Annotated in this window: 16 protein-coding genes; 12 read left to right on the forward strand and 4 right to left on the reverse strand. The window is 60.1% G+C overall.

Annotation, left to right across the window (positions count from 1 at the left end):
* Positions 1-22: 22 nt before the first annotated feature.
* The 11 genes from hisH (at position 23) to HNQ50_RS18980 (ending at position 7,267) form a co-directional block, all read left to right on the forward strand.
* Entirely contained in the window at positions 23-664 is a 642-nt protein-coding gene (hisH, locus tag HNQ50_RS18930) for an imidazole glycerol phosphate synthase subunit HisH (RefSeq protein ID WP_184102780.1), read from the forward strand.
* A gap of 44 nt (positions 665-708) precedes the next feature.
* On the forward strand, positions 709-1,452 hold the full coding sequence (gene hisA / locus HNQ50_RS18935) for a 1-(5-phosphoribosyl)-5-[(5-phosphoribosylamino)methylideneamino]imidazole-4-carboxamide isomerase (RefSeq protein ID WP_184102781.1): 744 nt from the start codon (positions 709-711) through the stop codon (positions 1,450-1,452).
* 85 nt (positions 1,453-1,537) lie between these two features.
* Complete coding sequence (gene hisF / locus HNQ50_RS18940; protein ID WP_184102782.1) at positions 1,538-2,305, forward strand: imidazole glycerol phosphate synthase subunit HisF; 768 nt, start codon at positions 1,538-1,540, stop codon at positions 2,303-2,305.
* Positions 2,302-2,697 (forward strand): phosphoribosyl-AMP cyclohydrolase, encoded by a 396-nt coding sequence (hisI, locus tag HNQ50_RS18945; protein ID WP_184102783.1) that lies wholly within the window; start codon positions 2,302-2,304, stop codon positions 2,695-2,697. Before hisF ends, hisI begins: the two co-directional genes overlap by 4 nt.
* A gap of 161 nt (positions 2,698-2,858) precedes the next feature.
* A complete protein-coding gene (locus HNQ50_RS18950; protein ID WP_184102784.1) occupies positions 2,859-3,188 on the forward strand; it encodes a phosphoribosyl-ATP diphosphatase in 330 nt (109 codons plus the stop codon).
* A 67-nt stretch (positions 3,189-3,255) separates the two neighbouring features.
* On the forward strand, positions 3,256-3,612 hold the full coding sequence (locus HNQ50_RS18955) for a histidine triad nucleotide-binding protein (protein WP_184102785.1): 357 nt from the start codon (positions 3,256-3,258) through the stop codon (positions 3,610-3,612).
* An 83-nt stretch (positions 3,613-3,695) separates the two neighbouring features.
* Entirely contained in the window at positions 3,696-3,905 is a 210-nt protein-coding gene (gene tatA / locus HNQ50_RS18960) for a Sec-independent protein translocase subunit TatA (RefSeq protein WP_184102786.1), read from the forward strand.
* A gap of 25 nt (positions 3,906-3,930) precedes the next feature.
* Positions 3,931-4,449, forward strand: coding sequence for a Sec-independent protein translocase protein TatB (gene tatB / locus HNQ50_RS18965; RefSeq protein ID WP_184102787.1), 519 nt, complete (start codon positions 3,931-3,933; stop codon positions 4,447-4,449).
* Positions 4,450-4,452: 3 nt separating this feature from the next.
* Entirely contained in the window at positions 4,453-5,199 is a 747-nt protein-coding gene (gene tatC, locus HNQ50_RS18970) for a twin-arginine translocase subunit TatC (RefSeq protein ID WP_184102788.1), read from the forward strand.
* Positions 5,196-6,965: a PglL family O-oligosaccharyltransferase gene (locus HNQ50_RS18975; RefSeq protein WP_184102789.1), complete on the forward strand. Its 1,770-nt coding sequence runs from the start codon at positions 5,196-5,198 to the stop codon at positions 6,963-6,965. The genes tatC and HNQ50_RS18975 overlap by 4 nt, the downstream gene beginning before the upstream one ends.
* Positions 6,966-7,117: 152 nt before the next feature.
* Positions 7,118-7,267, forward strand: coding sequence for a hypothetical protein (locus HNQ50_RS18980; RefSeq protein ID WP_184102790.1), 150 nt, complete (start codon positions 7,118-7,120; stop codon positions 7,265-7,267).
* Between the two features lie 64 nt (positions 7,268-7,331).
* Here HNQ50_RS18980 and pbpC read toward each other — a convergent pair whose 3' ends face one another.
* The gene (gene pbpC / locus HNQ50_RS18985; RefSeq protein WP_184102791.1) at positions 7,332-9,503 is read right to left on the reverse strand and encodes a penicillin-binding protein 1C; all 2,172 of its coding nucleotides are present in this window, start codon (positions 9,501-9,503) and stop codon (positions 7,332-7,334) included.
* Entirely contained in the window at positions 9,493-15,180 is a 5,688-nt protein-coding gene (locus tag HNQ50_RS18990) for an alpha-2-macroglobulin family protein (RefSeq protein ID WP_184102792.1), read from the reverse strand. The genes pbpC and HNQ50_RS18990 overlap by 11 nt, the downstream gene beginning before the upstream one ends.
* A 182-nt stretch (positions 15,181-15,362) precedes the next feature.
* Here HNQ50_RS18990 and HNQ50_RS18995 point away from each other — a divergent pair, with 182 nt between their 5' ends.
* The gene (locus HNQ50_RS18995) at positions 15,363-15,773 is read left to right on the forward strand and encodes a VOC family protein (RefSeq protein WP_184102793.1); all 411 of its coding nucleotides are present in this window, start codon (positions 15,363-15,365) and stop codon (positions 15,771-15,773) included.
* Between the two features lie 45 nt (positions 15,774-15,818).
* Here the strand turns inward: HNQ50_RS18995 and HNQ50_RS19000 are convergent, their stop codons facing one another.
* Positions 15,819-16,562: a TlyA family RNA methyltransferase gene (locus HNQ50_RS19000; protein ID WP_184102794.1), complete on the reverse strand. Its 744-nt coding sequence runs from the start codon at positions 16,560-16,562 to the stop codon at positions 15,819-15,821.
* Positions 16,563-16,565: 3 nt separating this feature from the next.
* Positions 16,566-17,351 (reverse strand): pseudouridine synthase, encoded by a 786-nt coding sequence (locus HNQ50_RS19005; protein ID WP_246428789.1) that lies wholly within the window; start codon positions 17,349-17,351, stop codon positions 16,566-16,568.
* Positions 17,352-17,425: the final 74 nt, after the last annotated feature.

The following is a 17,425-nucleotide window of genomic DNA, read 5'->3' on the forward strand; positions in this document are numbered from 1 at the left end:
CCCTCTACGTTGAAACCAAGAAATGCGTATCGCAATCGTTGATTACGGAATGGGCAACCTGCATTCCGTCACCAAGGCTTTTGAACACGTTGCCGGCGATGACGCCAGCATTGTGCTGACCGACGATCCAATCGAGGTCGCCGCCGCCGACAAAGTGGTGTTTCCCGGTCAGGGCGCCATGCCCGACTGTATGCGCCACCTGGAAGAAAGCGGGCTCAAAGGCGCGGTGCTGGATGCCGCCCGCCAGAAACCCTTTCTGGGCATCTGTGTCGGCGCGCAACTGTTGTTTGACTACAGTGAAGAAGGCGACACGCCAGGTCTGGGCGTTTTTGCCGGCGAAGTGGTGCGTTTCCCCAAGGAACGCATGCACGATGAGGCGGGCCACAAGCTCAAAGTGCCTCATATGGGCTGGAACGAAATGTTCATTGCCCGGGAACACCCGCTGTGGCAGGGCATCAGCCAGGGCGAGCGTTTTTACTTTGTGCACAGCTACCACTTCAAGCCATCCGATGACATCGCCGTGATCGAATCGGCTTACCCGTACCGTTTTGCAGCGGCCGTGGCAAAAGACAACATCTTTGCCATTCAGTGCCACCCGGAGAAAAGCCACAACGCCGGGCTGCAATTATTGCGAAATTTTGTACACTGGGATGGTCGCCCGTAATCTGCGACATACTGTCAACCTGAGTTCATTGAAGTTTCTGCACCATGCTGATTATTCCTGCAATTGATTTGAAAGATGGCGCCTGCGTTCGTTTGCGTCAGGGCCTGATGGAAGACGCGACGGTCTTCTCGGAAAACCCGGCCACCATGGCGCGCCACTGGCTGGATAAAGGCGGTCGCCGCCTGCACCTGGTGGATCTGAACGGCGCTTTTGCCGGCAAGCCCAAAAACCTGGATGCCATCAAGTCCATCCTGGCAGAAGTGGATGGGGACGTCCCCGTTCAACTGGGCGGCGGCATTCGCGACCTGGAAACCATCGAAAGCTATCTGGATGCCGGTATCGACTACGTCATCATCGGCACGGCTGCGGTGAAAATCCCCGGTTTTCTGCATGAAGCGTGCGATGCCTTCCCCGGCCACATCATTGTCGGTCTGGATGCCAAGGATGGCCGCGTGGCCACTGACGGCTGGTCCAAGATCACTGAACATGATGTGATTGATCTGGCCCGCCGCTTCCAGGATTACGGCGTGGAAAGCGTCATTTACACCGACATTGGCCGCGATGGCATGCTTTCGGGCGTGAACATTGAAGCCACTGTCAAACTGGCACAGGCACTGACGATTCCGGTGATTGCATCGGGCGGCCTGACCGACCTGGACGACGTGCGCAAGCTGGTGGAAGTTGAAAGCGAAGGCATTGAAGGCGTCATTACCGGCCGTGCCATTTACGAAGGCACGATCGACTTCAAGGCTGCGCAAGACCTCGCCGACGAAGCCGTCGCCGCCTGATTTTCCTGATTGAACCGCCCGCCGCTGCCGTGATGGACTGTCTTTGCAGTCTATGCCGGCAGCGGTGGCGCGTCCGGACACCGATATGCCCTTAGCCAAACGCATTATTCCCTGCCTTGATGTCACCGCTGGTCGTGTAGTCAAGGGCGTCAATTTTGTTGAACTGCGGGATGCCGGCGATCCGGTGGAAATCGCCCGCCGCTACGACGAACAAGGTGCGGATGAGCTGACCTTTCTGGATATCACTGCGTCTTCCGATGACCGCGATCTGATTCTGTCGGTGATTGAAGCCGTGGCGTCGCAAGTGTTTATCCCGCTCACGGTGGGCGGTGGCGTGCGCAAAGTGGAAGACGTGCGCCGCCTGCTCAATGCCGGCGCGGACAAAATCAGCATCAACACCTCGGCCATTACCAACCCGCAACTGGTGGCTGATGCCGCCGCACGGTTTGGCAGCCAGGCCATTGTGGTCGCCATTGATGCCAAAGCCGTGTCGCCCAACAATGATCGCTGGGAAGTCTTTACCCACGGCGGCCGTAATGCCACCGGGCTGGATGCGGTGGAATGGGCGCTGAAAATGCAGCAAATGGGCGCGGGCGAAATCCTGCTGACCAGCATGGACCGCGATGGCACCAAGATCGGCTTTAACCTGCCGCTGACCCGCGCTATTTCTGACGCTGTGGACATCCCGGTCATTGCCTCCGGCGGCGTGGGTAATCTGCAGCATATGGTCGAAGGCGTCACCGAAGGTCACGCTGATGCCGTGCTGGCCGCATCGATTTTCCACTTTGGTGAATACACCGTGCGCCAGGCCAAAGAGGCCATGCATGCAGCCGGGATCGAGGTGCGCCTGTGAGCTGGCTCGACGAAATCAAATTTGATGCCGCTGGCCTTGTGCCTGTGATTGCACAAGACGAACACACTGGCCGCGTACTGATGTTCGCTTATGCCAATCGCGAGGCCGTGGCCCTTTCTGCCGAAAAAAGCACCGCACATTACTGGACCCGCTCCCGCCAGAAACTGTGGCACAAAGGCGAAGAATCCGGCCATTTCCAGCGTATCAAGGAAATCCGCCTGGATTGTGATGGCGACGTGTTGATTTACGTGATCGAACAGGAAGGCGGCATTGCCTGCCACACCGGGCGCGAAAGCTGTTTCTTCCGCAAGCTCAGTGGTGACACCTGGGAGACGGTTGATCCAGTGCTCAAAGACCCCAATGCCATTTATGGGCACGGTCATTCGCATTAAGTGGCCCGCCACCTGCAAAAGCCCGTCCGTGACGGGCTTTTTTGTGGGAATAAACCCATTCATCCGGATGTTCGTACAACTTAAAACAAGCGCGCTGCAACCGTAGCGTCCTTTCGTAATCAAACCCCCTTATAATTGGTCCTTTGTATCTGGAGCGAAGCATGGTTTCCGCCGAAATTCTGGAGCGTCTGTCCGCCACGCTGGCATCCCGCCGCGACGCCGACCCCAGCACCTCTTATGTCGCCAGGTTGTTTCACAAAGGTCAGGAAGCCATCCTGAAAAAAGTGGGCGAAGAAGCGGTTGAAACCATCATGGCCGCCAAAGATGGCGACAAACTGCATCTGGTGCGTGAAGTGGCCGATCTGTGGTTCCACACCATGGTGCTGCTGGCCAACGAAGGCCTCTCTGCCGAAGACGTGCTGGCAGAACTGGCCCGCCGGGAAGGCATTTCCGGCATCGAAGAAAAAGCGGCCCGTCCGGCACAGGATTGAGCAGCACGCTGGCTTGACCAGGTCTGATGGATGATGGTGCCCTTGTGGGCGTAATGGGAGAAACTTGATGAGCGATTGCCTGTTCTGCAAGCTGGCCAGCGGAGAAATCCCCAGCAAACAGATTTACAGCGACGATGACGTGGTGGCGTTTCATGATATCCATCCGGTAGCGCCAGTGCATTTTCTGATCGTACCTAAAATCCATGTCGATTCGCTGGCTCATACCGGCCCGGAACATCAGGCCCTATTGGGCAAGATGCTGTTGCTGGCGCCCAAACTGGCCGCCGAACAAGGTCTGAAAGAGGGTTTTCGCACCGTCATCAACACCGGCCACGGCGGTGGGCAAACGTTCTTTCATTTGCATGTGCATGTCTTTGGCGGCGAGACCATGTCGCCAGACCTGGCTGCCATCAAGACGCAATAAACAACGTGTAAAGAGTCAAACCCCTGACCTGCCGGGGTTTGTCCGGTTCAACCTGCGGCGCGTGGCGCCGGGAGTACAACGCAATGGGTTCGCTTAGTATTTGGCATTGGCTGATCGTGTTGGTGATCATTGTCCTGGTGTTTGGCACCAAAAAACTGGGTAATGTCGGCAAGGATCTGGGCTCTGCGGTGCGCGGCTTCAAGGAAGGCGTCAACGGCGAAGGCGAGAAGCCGGCCGAGAACCACACCGACACCCCGCGTGTAATCGACACCGCAGAGCGCGACAAGCGCTGACCGGATCACAAGGCGGATACCGGCAGTGTTTGATATCAGTCTGGGTGAAATGGCCGTTATTGGCGCGGTTGCTCTTGTGGTGATCGGGCCGGAACGGCTGCCCAAGGTAGCGCGAACGCTGGGTTTGCTGGTAGGGCGTGCCCAGCGTTTTGCCGCCAGCGTCAAAGCCGATCTGGATCGCGAAATCTCGCAAACCGAGCTGGCGAAGCTGGAGGCGGAGATGCGCTCTCATGGCAACGATTTGCGCAATACCATCCACCAGCCGCTGGCCGACGCCAAAGCGGCACTGCTGGCTGGTCCGGCGGAGGTATCCGCACCCGCAGCCATGAACACGCCGGTAGACCCACCGGCAACCCCCTTGCCAGAGCCGGATCAGTTTGCGCTCACCGCCGCTGATCAAGCCTTGCAGCCAGCGCCTGCCGCCGCGCCGGTCTCACACCCAGCCCCTCAGACCAGTGCCCCCGCACATGACGAGCGTCAGCTGGATCTGTTTGAAACCTCTACCCCCAGCGCCCCGGTTTCGCCGGCGCGTGATCGCCGCTGATCCATGATTGAGGATAATTTTCAGCCCTTGCTGGTTCACCTGATCGAGCTGCGCGCCCGCATTGTGCGCAGCGCCGTGGTGTTCTTCATCGCTTTCGCCATCTGTTTTTATTTCTCCCAGCAGTTGTATGACTTCCTGGTCGCCCCGCTGACCGCTGTATTGCCGGGCCAGAAGCTGGTCTCCATTGGCATTGCGTCGCCGTTCCTGCTGCAGGTCAAGATTGTGGCGTTGACGGCGGTGATCGTGACCATGCCGCATACACTCTACCAGGTCTGGGCCTTTGTGGCACCGGGGCTATATGTCCACGAAAAACGCATGATCTTGCCGCTGGTAGTGTCCTCTACCCTGCTGTTCTTGCTGGGCATGTCGTTTGCGTACTTCTTTGTGTTCAAAACCGTTTTTGCCTTTGTGGCCTCGCATGTGCCCAGCTCCATGCAATGGCTACCAGACTCCGAACAGTACCTCTCGTTTGTACTGGGGCTGTTTATCTCTTTCGGGATCACCTTTGAAGTGCCGGTGGCAATCGTGCTGCTGGTTCATATTGGCGTGGTGACCGTAGAAAAACTGGTGAGCTGGCGACCGTATGTGATCGTCGGTTCTTTTATTGTGGCCGCCGTGGTCACACCGCCCGATCCGCTCTCGCAATGCCTGCTTGCCGTTCCTCTCTGGCTTTTGTATGAAGCCGGTTGCGTGGTTGCCCGCTGGACCGGCACTCGCGCTTCGACTCAAACCCACACGCAAGAACAATGAAAACGCACCCTTCACTTCGTATCTACCAGGCCCTGTTGTTCCTGCTGGCCTGCGTGCCTTGTGGCATTCCCTTTCGTTATCCGCCCAACCCGGTGTTCCCGTCCGAACTGGCCGCCTACGGTTTTTGTGCGCTGATTGTCATGGCCGCAGCGACGCTGCCCGCCAGCAATCGCCGCTCCGGCCCGCCCTTGATGAGCTGGCCCTGGCTGGCGCTTGCCGCGGTGCTGGCAGTGCAGATCGTCGCCATGCCGGTGATCTACTGGTCCGAACGCACCATCCCGATGAGCTACATGCTCGGTGCTGCTCTGGTGGTGTGGAGCCTGTCGCTGGCGCGTGATGAACACGGCCTCGAACCCCTGGCAGTGGCCCTGGCCTGGGGTTTGCTGATCGGCGCGCTGTTCAACACCGGTTTGTCGATTCCGCAGATCATTCACGTCCAGCAGACCGGCAATGGCCTGGTGTTTGGCAATATCGGCCAGAAAAACATGTATGGCCACTACCTGGCCTGGGGCCTGGCTGCCGCCGCATGGCTGGGCGCACATCGCCGTCTGCAAGGCTGGGCCTTCTGGGTTCTGGCCATCTGGCTGACTTTGTCGATGGCCTGGTGCGGCTCACGCTCCATCTTCCTGTACGCCGGCGCCTGGCTGGTGTTTGGCGGCATTCTGTTCTTCAGCACACGTGGGGATAACCGCCGGTTTGCCACCCTGCTGTTTGGCGCGGCCGTGCTGATCCTGGCCATGCAATTTGTCGCACCGGTGATCAACCATCTGGCGCAAGCCTCACTGCATGCCAAAAACGAAGTCCCGACCGGACTGGATCGACTGGATTCCAACGGTGCCCGTCGCCTGGTGGAATGGCAAAAAGCACTGATCGTGTTCCGCGAACACCCGCTGCTGGGTATTGGCTGGGGTGGTTACGGGGCAGAAAGTGTGCGCCTGCAGGTGATTCCGGAGTTCGCCAAAGTGGTCGAGCCGGTCCTGTTTACGCACTGCCACAACTCGCTCTTGAACCTGATGGCGGAAACCGGCGTTGTCGGCGCGGGCGTGGTGGTCGTACCGATCCTGATTGCCTTTATTGCGCTGTGGCGACGCCGGCATGACCCCGTGGCGGTATTCGGCGCGGCCATGGTGCTGGTCTCGATCCTGCACAGCCTGGTGGAGTACCCCCTGTGGTACTTCCACTTCCTCGGACCGTTTGCGCTGATGTTGTTCATGATGTACGACGGCACGCCGGGCAGCGGTTTGTCCTCGCTGCAAACGCGCCTGGGTGGCCTTTTGGCCGGGCTGGTTGCGCTGGGTCTGGGCATTGCCGGTCTGGTGTACTACCTGCAGCTTTATCCCATCATGGATAACACGGCCAAGGTCAAAGAAAACGAGCGCCGTATCCACATTCTGGAAGGCATGCGCAAAAATCCGTTCCTGGATTATTTTGCCGAGTTTGGCCTCTCCAACTTTGTCGTCGCCAACCGCTCGGATATGGGCTGGAAAATGGGGATTGTCTCGCAACTGGATCGCCTGCACCCGTACCCGGGTCAGTTGTCAGACGAATCCATCATGCGTGCCTTGATGGGTGATCAAGGCATGGCGCACCAGCGCATGCGGGAGGCGGTTTACTCTTTCCCGGATAGCCTGGGTTATTACCGCCATGAGATCGAACGTTTCCCGAATGAGCCCGCCGTGCAGGCCTTGCTGGTCGACGTGGAAGCCGGCGAGAAAATGTACGGCAAGCAACCGTATGACCCCAACGACGATAGCGATGACGATTGATCCTGGCGCCTCTGACGGTCCCGAAAAAAAGCCGGCTGCTGCCGGCTTTTTTGTTGCCGTCTGTCGCCCCTGGTCTGCATGAGCGCATCCAGCGTCCGCTTGCGGGCGTACATCCATGCAAGAGCCTGCGGGCTTGCTCACTGGAGAACATCATGATTCGCTCACTGCTTTTTATTGCAGTACTGGCGGGTGCGCTGACCGGCGCAGCCCTGGCAAATGGCGGCAATATGGGAGGTAATATGGGTGCCAACAACGGTGCTTTCCCACCGCCACACAATATTGCATCCAGCACTGGCCGCTAAAAATCAGGCACCCGCTCAGACCGGGCCTGACCCAGCATCCATAAAGGCCACCTGCGGGTGGCCTTTATGTTTTCTTGCCCGCCCCTTTGCGGGGTGGCGTTTGCCGCAGGAATGCGCCGCGAACCTCAAAATGGACCTGCTCCACCGAACGAGTGTTATCGCGCAGCTCCAGCACATGCCGCCCCGGCATGGGGAACCAGGCCAGGGTCTGGCCGCGCCCCAAAGGCTTGCCATTGAGCCACCATTGCGGCCGGGCAGTGCCGTTGGCGCGGAACACAATGCGTTGATTGGCCGGCGGGATATCCGGGTCCAGCGCAAAAATGGCCCCTTCGACCGGGTAGGAAATCCCTGCCGGCCGGTCACGTGCGTCATCCCGGGCCAGGTAAATTTCGTCCCGTGCCGTACCCGGCAAAAAATACTCCCGCCGGCTGGCCTCAATATTGTCTTCAAACCGGATTTGCTGCGCCTGGATACCTGCGGGCGGCGTGGGTAGTAACGATGGCGTCCCTGTATGCAACTGGTTCATGACCGCCAGCCACACTGGCGCGGCGCCGTGCATGCCAGAGACATCCCACATCGGCGCGCCACTGGCGTTACCCACCCATGTCGCCACCGTATAGCGCTGCGAATAACCCACCGCCCAGTTGTCGCGCATGTCTTTGCTGGTGCCGGTTTTGACCGCAGTCCAGAACCGCGTCGCCAGCGCACTTTCCAGGCCGAAGGTGCGGGCCCGGGCGGTGCGGTCAGACAGAATGTCGCTGATGATGAAGCTGCTTTGTTCGTCCAGCACCCGCTTGCTGCCAGGCTTGGGGTCACTGCCCAGCCAGCGCAGCGGGTTCTGTGTGCCGCCCGTGGCGAGAGTGCGGTAGGCGTTGGCCAGATCAAGCAATCGTATATCGGCCGCGCCCAGCGCCAGACTGTAACCGTAGTAATCCCCGGCCTCGTTCAGGCTGGTCATCCCCAGGGTATACAGGCGCTCCCGCAGCCGTGCCGGCGTCACCATTTCGATCGTGCGTACCGCAGGCGTGTTCAGTGACGAGGCCAGCGCGGTGCGCACCGACACCGGGCCTTTGAAATCCTTGTCGTAGTTTTGCGGCGCATACAGGCCGCTGCTGGTATTCAGGTCCAGCGGGCTGTCGTTGAGCAAAGAGGCTGCGGTCAGCCAGTGCCCTTGCAGCGCCAGTTGGTAAAGAAACGGTTTGAGGGTGGAGCCGGCCTGACGCAGTGCGGTCACCCCATCGACATCCCCCGCCCGCGACAAATCACCGCTGGAGCCCACCCAGGCCAGAATATCGCCACTGCGGTTATCCAGCACCACCAGCGCACCATCCTCCACATTGCGCTGACGCAATTCGGACAACTGGCGTCGCAGGGTCAGTGTGGCAAAGCGTTGCAGGTCGGCATCCAGTGTCGTGCGCACCACCGTCCCCGCCGGTAACGGGCTGCGGGCCAGCAATTTGCGGGCAAAGTGCGGGGCCAGTTGTTCATCTTGCTGATAACCATTGCCATGACGCGCCAGCGCAATTTGCGCCTCCACCCGTAACTGGTCGCAATCGGCCGGGCGGCCCATGTCCTTGAGGATGCCGCAGGCACGCAAGCCTACTTTATCCGGCGCTGAGTTGGGCGCGCGTAATAACGCCACGGCAATGGCAGATTCATGCGCATCCAGTCCGGACGGGGCTTTATCAAACAGCGATGCGCTCAGCGCATCCAGCCCGACGATCTCCCCGCGAAACCCGACCAGGTTGAGATACCCCTCCAGAATCTGCGCCTTGGTCCAGCGTCGCTCCAGCCACTCTGCCGACCAGCCTTGTTGCACCTTCTGCCCGAGTGAGCGACCTTGATTGCCGCGCTTGAGGTCGTCATCCAGCAAGCCCACCAGTTGCATGGTCAAGGTGGAAGCGCCACGCGTGCGCTTGTTCCACACATTACCCCAACTGGCGGCGGCCACGGCGGACCAGTCAACACCGCTGTGACTGTAGAAGTTACGATCTTCCGACACCACCAGCGCCTGCCGCATGGCCGGGGAAATCTCTGGCAGCGTTACCCAGTCGAGCTTGCGCTGCTTCTGATCTACCCGTACGCGTTGCAGGGGCTGGCCGTGGCGATCCAGCAAGATCACGTCAGATGAACGCCAACCGGCCTTGACCGTCGCAAAGTCGGGCAAGGCCCAGGCGGGCAGGCTGACCAGCGCCGCAACCAGCGCCAGCCCGGCCCTGACAGACTTAATGCGCATCACCCACCTTGTACACCGGGTTGGGGGCGGCACCGAATACATCTGGCGCATACAGCGCTTCGACGCGCGTCGGCGGCAGTTTGAATGCACCAGTACTGTTCAGCCGCACGGTGTACTCCACCGAGAATGTGCCGCGCGGAATGTACTCGTAATACGCGCGGTAGCCGGCAAAACGCCGTTCAACATACGCCGGCCAGGCATCGCCTTCCTGTTTCTCGTTCTGTGTGGCAATTTGCGAATCTCGCCCCATGCCATTACCCAGAATGCTGGCACCGGTAGGCACCGGGTCATCCACCACCACCCAGGTCATGTCTGCCTGGGCGGTGATTTCCAGTTTGACCCGCAGAACATCGCCACGACTATATTGGCCCGGTGTTTTGCTCTCTACCGGCGTCACCGTCTTCTTGATGCGATAGCCCGCCGTTTGCGGAGCGGTCAGTGGTAATGCAGCCAGGACTTGTACGGTCGCCCACGGCGCACCACTGCCCTGCTGCGTAACCGAGAGCGTACCTTGTCCGCCGGCCGGCCATGGCAGTTCGGCGCGTGGCGGTTGGGCTGCGGTCCAGGGCACATTCTGTTTTGCGCTACCCAGCGTAATATCGACCTGCCCGGTGACCGGCTGGCTTTCAAATTGCGCGCTGAAATGGCGGACCGCCAGCGCGCCCCAGGCATTGGCATTGGTGGTCATCCAGCTACCCCGTTCCTGCCGACCCAACAAGCCGGTCAAGAGGCGCGGCATGTCGTCCTTGAACGAGGGCAACTGGCTCACCGTCAGCACGAGCCGCGCAGTGTTCACGTCGGCATTGCCCATCAGCCACCACCAGTAGTCATCCCGCTCGGTCGAGAACACCAGGCGCGTGCCCTGATAGGTCAAGCGTCCACGCAAGAGTTGTTCGGCCTGCGCCAGCCGTGCGGCACGATCCGGCACGTTGCTCATGTGCTCCAGCAAAGACATCCAGTCGATCAGCATGCCGGTCGACCAGCTATTGGGCTGCAGCGTCAGGGTATCGAGCTGGCGTGGCTGGGCACGCCCATAGCGGGACAACGCTTCCAGCGCGGCCAGCCGGCGGGCGTCAGACGAATCTCGCGGCATCCACAGATCACGCTTGAGTTTGCCATCGACAAAATTGCCCAAGGCGGTGAGCATGCGTTCGCGTGCGTCGTCCGGAATAGTCCAGCCGTTTTCGTTGGCCAAGGCCAGCACGTAAGCCGTGAGCGTATCGCTGCCATGCGCCGGGCTGCCCTCCTGCACCGGGAAATACTGCGCCAGACCGTCTGCATCCAGATAGGTGGGCAGATCAGCCATGATGCCCTCCCAACGCTGTTTGTCATTCAGACCAACCGCGATGGAAGAGCGCTGTTCCAGGCAGCTATACGGGTAGCGCAGGAACCAGTCGCGTACGGCCGGCATGTCGCCAGCCAGCTTGCTCTGCAACTGTACGTAGACGCCGCCACGCCCCGGCTCTGCGCCTTGCGGCAAGCCCACCGGAATGGACAGCGGCGCATTCAGTTGCCGCAACGTGGCCTGTTGCACCGTCACCGGCGTGGCGGGTTCTACCTGTTGGGTAAAGGCCAGTTTGTCCTGCGCCTTGTCACCGCCCTGTTCGTGTGCGGCAAAGGTCCATTGCAGGCTGGAGATGCCGGCCGGAATGGTCACCGGCCAGCGCACCTCACGCGCCTCTCCCGCCGGGATTTGTACGGTCTGTGCTACCAGCGCCGGCAATCCGCTCGCCTGCGCTTCCACCTGCAGTGTCATGGCACGGCTGGAACCATTGCGCACGTTAATGCCGGCATCCAGTTGATCGCCAGTGCGCGCCAGCGGGGCCACGCCTGCAGTAATCTGCACGTCCTGCGTGACGGTGATGGCGCTTTGACCCGTGCCAAAGTAGGCCTCTCCCACATCCGCCACAGCCACCAGCTTGAAGCGTGTGAGCGCGTCGTTGAGCGGCACAGACACGGTTGCGCTGCCGTTTTTATCCAGCACCACATGCGGCTGCCAGGTCAAGAGGGTGTCGAGCAGTTCACGTGTTGGCGCAAAACCGCCGCCTCCGCCAGGGGCCAATGCCTTGCGGCCGAAGTGGCGTTTACCAACCACCTGCAATTGCGCGGTGGCGGTCTCTACCCCGTAGCTGCGCCGTTGCAGCATGGCGGTGAGCAAGTCCCAGCTGTCGTTGGGTTGCAACTCCAGCAGGGCTTCATCCACTGCGGCAAAGGCCACTTCTGACCCGGCCGGCGCGGGCTGCCCGTTGGGGAGCTTGACCTGAACTTTCACGGTCGCCGTCTTGCGGATGGAATACACCGGTTTGTCCGGCGTGACCGTCACGGCCAGCTTGTGGCCGGCGGTACCCACAGCAAGTTCGGCAATCCCGTATTTGAAGGCCGGGCGCGAGAGATCAATCATCGCGGTGGGCGCCTGGTAGTCCGGGCTTTCGTGACGGAAGGCATCCCACCATTCCAGCGGCGTACGCCAACCCCAAGTGAAGAAGGAATACCACGGCACATCCCGCACGCGACCACGCACCGCCAGCACAGAGACATACACGTTCGGGCCCCACTCGGGCTCAATCTTCAGATCAACCACCGGGTCTTTGCCGGAGAGTTCCACCACCCGCGTGTCAATCACACCTTCCCGCTCGATCGCCAGCAACGCGGTGGCTTTGCGGAACGGCATACGCACCTGCAAATGCGCCATGTCCCCTGGCTGGTAGCTGGTTTTTTCCGGCAGGACATCCATGCGGTCGTTGTTATCGACGTCAAACCACATTTCGCCCTCGCGCGACACCCAGACCCGGCTGGACGCCGCCACGACGCGCCCGGCATCATCCGGGGCACGGGCAATCAGTTCGATACTGCCTTCATTCTTGAGGGTGACATCGCAGAACAACAAGCCGCGACCATCGGTCTTGCCTTCACACACCTGCCCCAGGTCATTGGTGGTGTCGTGATGGTCGTAGGCATAGAACCCGCCCACCAGCCGTTTGCGACTGGACAGATAGACGTGCTCCACGGCATTGATGGTCACTTTGCGATTAGCCAGCGGCTTGCCATTTGTATCGAGCACCACGGTTTTCACATTGGCGGTTTTGCCGGCGGTCATCCAGTCATCGACCGTCATGCCCACGCGCACGCTGCCGGGCCATAACGGGACGGTGCGTGAAAGGGTCTGCACCTCGCCATTCGGATCGGCATAGGTGGCCTCGACCACCATGTCGTAAGGGCGGTCAATTTTGGGTAGGCCACTCACATCCACTTTGCCATTGCCATTGGCATCCAGCACCAGCGCGGCTTTATCGAGCACTACTTTGCCATTCAGGCCCTTTTGCGGCGCATCTTCGTTCGCTTCTGGCGGGTCAAAATTGAAGCGGTCGTAGCCATCCAGGCGGTCATACCGACTGCGCAGCATGGCGCTAACTTGAACTGGCAGCCCTTTGGCGGGCCCGCCCGTGCCATAAGACAGCGAGACTTTCAGCGGGACAGATGCGGGCGCAATGGTGGTTTTGGCATCCGCCGACAACTGCCCGCGCATCACCGGCAGGCGGAACTCCTCTACCCGGAATGAGCCGGTATACAAGGTGATACCGTCCCGCTCAATACTGGCCGGGCCGTGCTGGTTGGCACTACGCTGCGGCTTTTTGACCAGCGAAATCGAATACGTGCCCAGCTTGGCCGCTTTGGGAATAGCAAAGGTGGATTCGGCATAACGCCCTTGCCGCCAGGTCAGCGGGTAATCAAAGGTCTGACCGCTGCCATCGTGCGTGATGACCAGTTGGTCCGGCAGTTGTGCCGCACGCGGCAAGGCCAGGCCTTTGCTGGTTTCCAGGCGCATGAAATGCTTCATGGAGACCGTATCACCGGCACGGAACAGCGGGCGGTCCAGCACGGTGGTGGCGCGCACAGAGGGCTGCGGGCTGGTATCGGTCGGATAGGGGAAACGCCAGGCTTCAATGCCCTGATCCCAACCTGAACGCACAAATGAGACGTCATTACGACCTTTCTCGTCCTGCTTGCGGGCCGTCACGAACAAGCCGGAGAGCGAGTTGCCCGGGCAATCACCAGATTCTTCCAGTGGCCGGTCTATGCGGGCGACGCCATCGGCCCTGGTCTTGCCTTGCCACAGCAACTGGCGACGGCAGTCATAGACACTCACCTGGGCATCGCCCACCGGCTTGGCGTAATCGAGCGTGGTGACCCAGACGGCGGCATTGTCGCGGCCGCGCTTGAAGTGCACCCCCAGGTTGGTCACCAGCATGGCGGTGCGCACATACATTGGCGCATCCAGCCCCAACAAGGATTTCCCCAACAGATGTGATTGCAACTCCACCACATGCAAGCCGGGCTCCGGCGCCGGAATACCCACCACCGAGAACGGCCACTTGCCGGTTTTGTCCGGCGCCGTCGGCACGCTCATGCTTTGCACGCCGGCCTGCCCTTTCAAGAGGGATAAACGCCGGGTTTCGACCCCCTTCTTGCCCACCATCACGGTTGGCTCATGCCAGCTCTCCACGCGGGAAAGCCAGTTCATGATGGACTGGTCGTCTTTGACCGTCAGGCTTTGCAGCCCCACCTGAATCTGCTTCACATCCAGATCAGCTTCCACATCACGCAATGTCACGGCAATGGCGGGTTCGGCGTTGAGTTCCACAATGCCAAACGGCGCGGCGGCAAATTTGGCCAGCGGTGGCGCGGAGGCCGTGCCAAACGACAACGGAAATGAACCTTTGTTGGCCAGTTCGCGTCCGTTGGCATCAGTAAAACCCTCCGGCAGCTTGAGCTTGAACGACGCATTGGGCGAGAACGGTGGTTTGAAACTGGCCTCGTAGACCATTTCGCCCCGGTCATGCCCCAAGTCTGGTTTGCGCTCGCCATCCGGTGTCTGCAACACAATCTGTCCGGCCAGCTTGCGCGAGACCTCGGCCGAGAAATGCAGCGCGATCGGGCGCAGCGGAATACACGCGGACTTGGCATTTTCCCGCTCGCAATTGAGTGTGGCGGTAAAGGCCTCCCGCACAGTGAACGAGAGCGTTTGCTGCTCTGCGCTACCCGGTCGGGTCAGGACCAGTTTGACTTTCTTGCCGGCAGGCAAACGCTGGCCGCAAGTGACGATATCCACGCTGGCCGTGCGCTTTTCCCAATCCAGGTACTTGAGCACCGCGCTACGATCCGCGGCACTGACGCGCTGCACCGGCAAGCGCTCGGGCGAGCCTTCTACCTGGCAGAACATGGGCACCGGCTTGCTCACGGCGCCGTTAAAGCGCAAGGCAAAAGTCTGGTCTTCATCCACCAGATCACCCTCACCGGGGGAACTTTCTTCAACCGCCAGCGGGCCGGTGTTAAAGCGGAATTGTTGCTGGCCAGTCAGGGCCTCACCGCTGAGGGTGTGCAGGTCTGGTTTAAGCGTAAAGCGGCAGATGGTGGCGGCCGGTACACCTTGCGGAAAATCCATCACCCAGGTGCGATCATCGATCCAGTGGGCATCACCTTTTTGTGGGCAGTCCACACTAAAGGGTGCGGCAGCGGACACACTGCCCATGCGGATCATTGGCGCAGAGAAAGTCGCGCGCGCCTGCTGGATTTCACGCACTTCATTCTGAGGGGAAAACGTGGAAACCGTTGCCGCCAGCGCAGACGCGCCAGACAAAACAGAAGAGACAATGACCAGCGTGCGGATCAGGCGCATGAGCGTACCCGGGGAAATTTATAAGTTCATATGAGGTTCATATGATTTGCTTTCCCGATTTTGGCAGAAACTTACTTGTTATTGCATTCAAGTTGGCATGTTTGAGAAAATTCACACACGGTGTGGGGACTCCCCCCGCATTCAGTTCTCATCCAGTTCTATTCACGCAACAGGAGCACATCATGCAAGTTCAGCCCTATCTCACCTTTAATGGTGACTGCGAAGCGGCACTGGCCTTTTACAGCAAGGTGCTGGGCGGCGAGATCACGTTCATGGTGCGCTACAAAGAAGCGCCGGCCGATCAGGCGGTAGACCCCGCCTGGGCCGACAAGATCATGCATTGCAATTTTTCGGCGGGGAGCACCCAGATCATGGCCGCAGACTGTCCGCCAGAACGTGCACTGGCGACCAAAAGCGGATTTACCTTGTCACTGAATGCCGATTCAGTGGAACAAGGCGAGCGCATGTTTCATGGTCTGGCAGAAGGCGGCCAGATCACCATGCCCTTCCAGGCCACATTCTGGACCAAAGGCTTTGGCATGCTGGTCGACCGGTTTGGCACGCCATGGATGGTGAATTGCCCAGCCGAATAAAGCCGGGGTAGTAGTAAAGATAGAGTGAGGGCCCGCTACGGGCGGTCAGCGGTAAACCGCGTAGATGAAGAACTCGCGGTTGCCATCTCCGCCCGTGATCGGGCTGGCCAGGTAATCAAGCACCTCAAACCCGGCGGCCGCGGCGGCCGTGCGGATTTTCTGCTCGACCTCGGGATAACAACTGTCGTCCCGCACAATGCCGCCTTTGCCGATGCGCTGCGGACCCACCTCAAACTGCGGTTTGACCAGGAACAACAGCCGCGCGCCGGTGGGCAGCACGCTGGCAATGGCCGGCAGCACCAGAGTGAGCGAGATAAACGACACATCCCCCACGACCAGATCAATCGGCCCATCCTGGGCAGGTGCGATCAACGCGGCGTCCAGGTGCCGCGCATTCACCCCTTCAAACTGGGTCACGCGTGGGTCAGCCATCAAGCGCGGGTGCAACTGGTCGTGCCCGACTTCTACCCCGATCACCTTGCGCGCACCGGCTTGCAACAGGCAATCGGTGAAGCCGCCAGTCGAAATACCCACATCCAGCGCCAGCATGCCGGTGACGTCCAGCCCGGTGTGGGCCAGCGCGCCCGCCAGCTTGAGGCCACCGCGTGACACATAGCGGTCAGCCGCATCCGGCGTGATGCTGATTTCAGCGTCAGGTGGCAGTTTCAGGCTGGATTTGGCCACCGGCTTGCCATCTGCCGTCACTCGCCCGGCATCAATCAAGCCTTGCGCAGCGGTACGCGAGGCGGCAAAACCGCGCTCCACGAGGAGAACATCAGCGCGCTGCATGGCTCAGTCGAATTGTTCGTTCGAGGCCAGATAACGCCATTTTCCGGGTGGCAACTGCCCCAGACGCACGTTGCCGATGCGGATACGCTTCAGCCCCACCACATGCAAGCCGACCTGCTCACACATCCGGCGGATCTGCCGTTTTTTGCCTTCACGCAAAATGAACCGCAACTGGTCTTTGTTTTGCCAGGTCACGATGGCCGGCTTGAGCTTTTCGCCATCCAGTTCCAGCCCGTGATTGAGCATGCGCAAGCCTTCTGCCGACAGCGAACCGGACACGCGCACGAGATATTCTTTATCGACGGTAGAGTCTTCGCCAATCAGCGTTTTGGCAATGCGACCATCCTGGGTCAGCACCAGCAAACCGACAGAGTCGATATCCAGCCGGCCTGCCGGCGCAAGGCCACGCAAGTGCTGCGGATGAAAACGCACACCAGACAGATCGCCGTCCCAGTGATTGTCCAGGGTCACCAGCACTGATGCCGGTTTGTAACCGCGTTCAGCCTGGCCGGACACGTACCCCACCGGCTTGTTCAGCAAGATGGTCACGCGGTTGGCTTGAGCCTGCTGCGCCGGTTTATCCAGTGCAATCTGCTGGTCTGGTTTGACACGGCTACCCAGTACGTTGACGACCACACCATCCACCCGCACCCAGCCGCGTTCAATGTAATCGTCGGCCTCGCGGCGGGAACAGATTCCCAATTGGGCCATACGTTTGGACAGGCGCATCGAGCCATCATCGGGCGCGCCAGCGCTGTCGCTTTCGTCGCGACGGGATTCATCGGTCATGGTTCATCTCCTTGTGACTGGTCGCCTCTCGGCGAAGCCGGCAGAATATCAGAATTGTAGGTCTCACCTGCGCC

This window comes from Silvimonas terrae (assembly GCF_014202765.1).
GTDB classification, from domain to species: domain Bacteria; phylum Pseudomonadota; class Gammaproteobacteria; order Burkholderiales; family Chitinibacteraceae; genus Silvimonas; species Silvimonas terrae.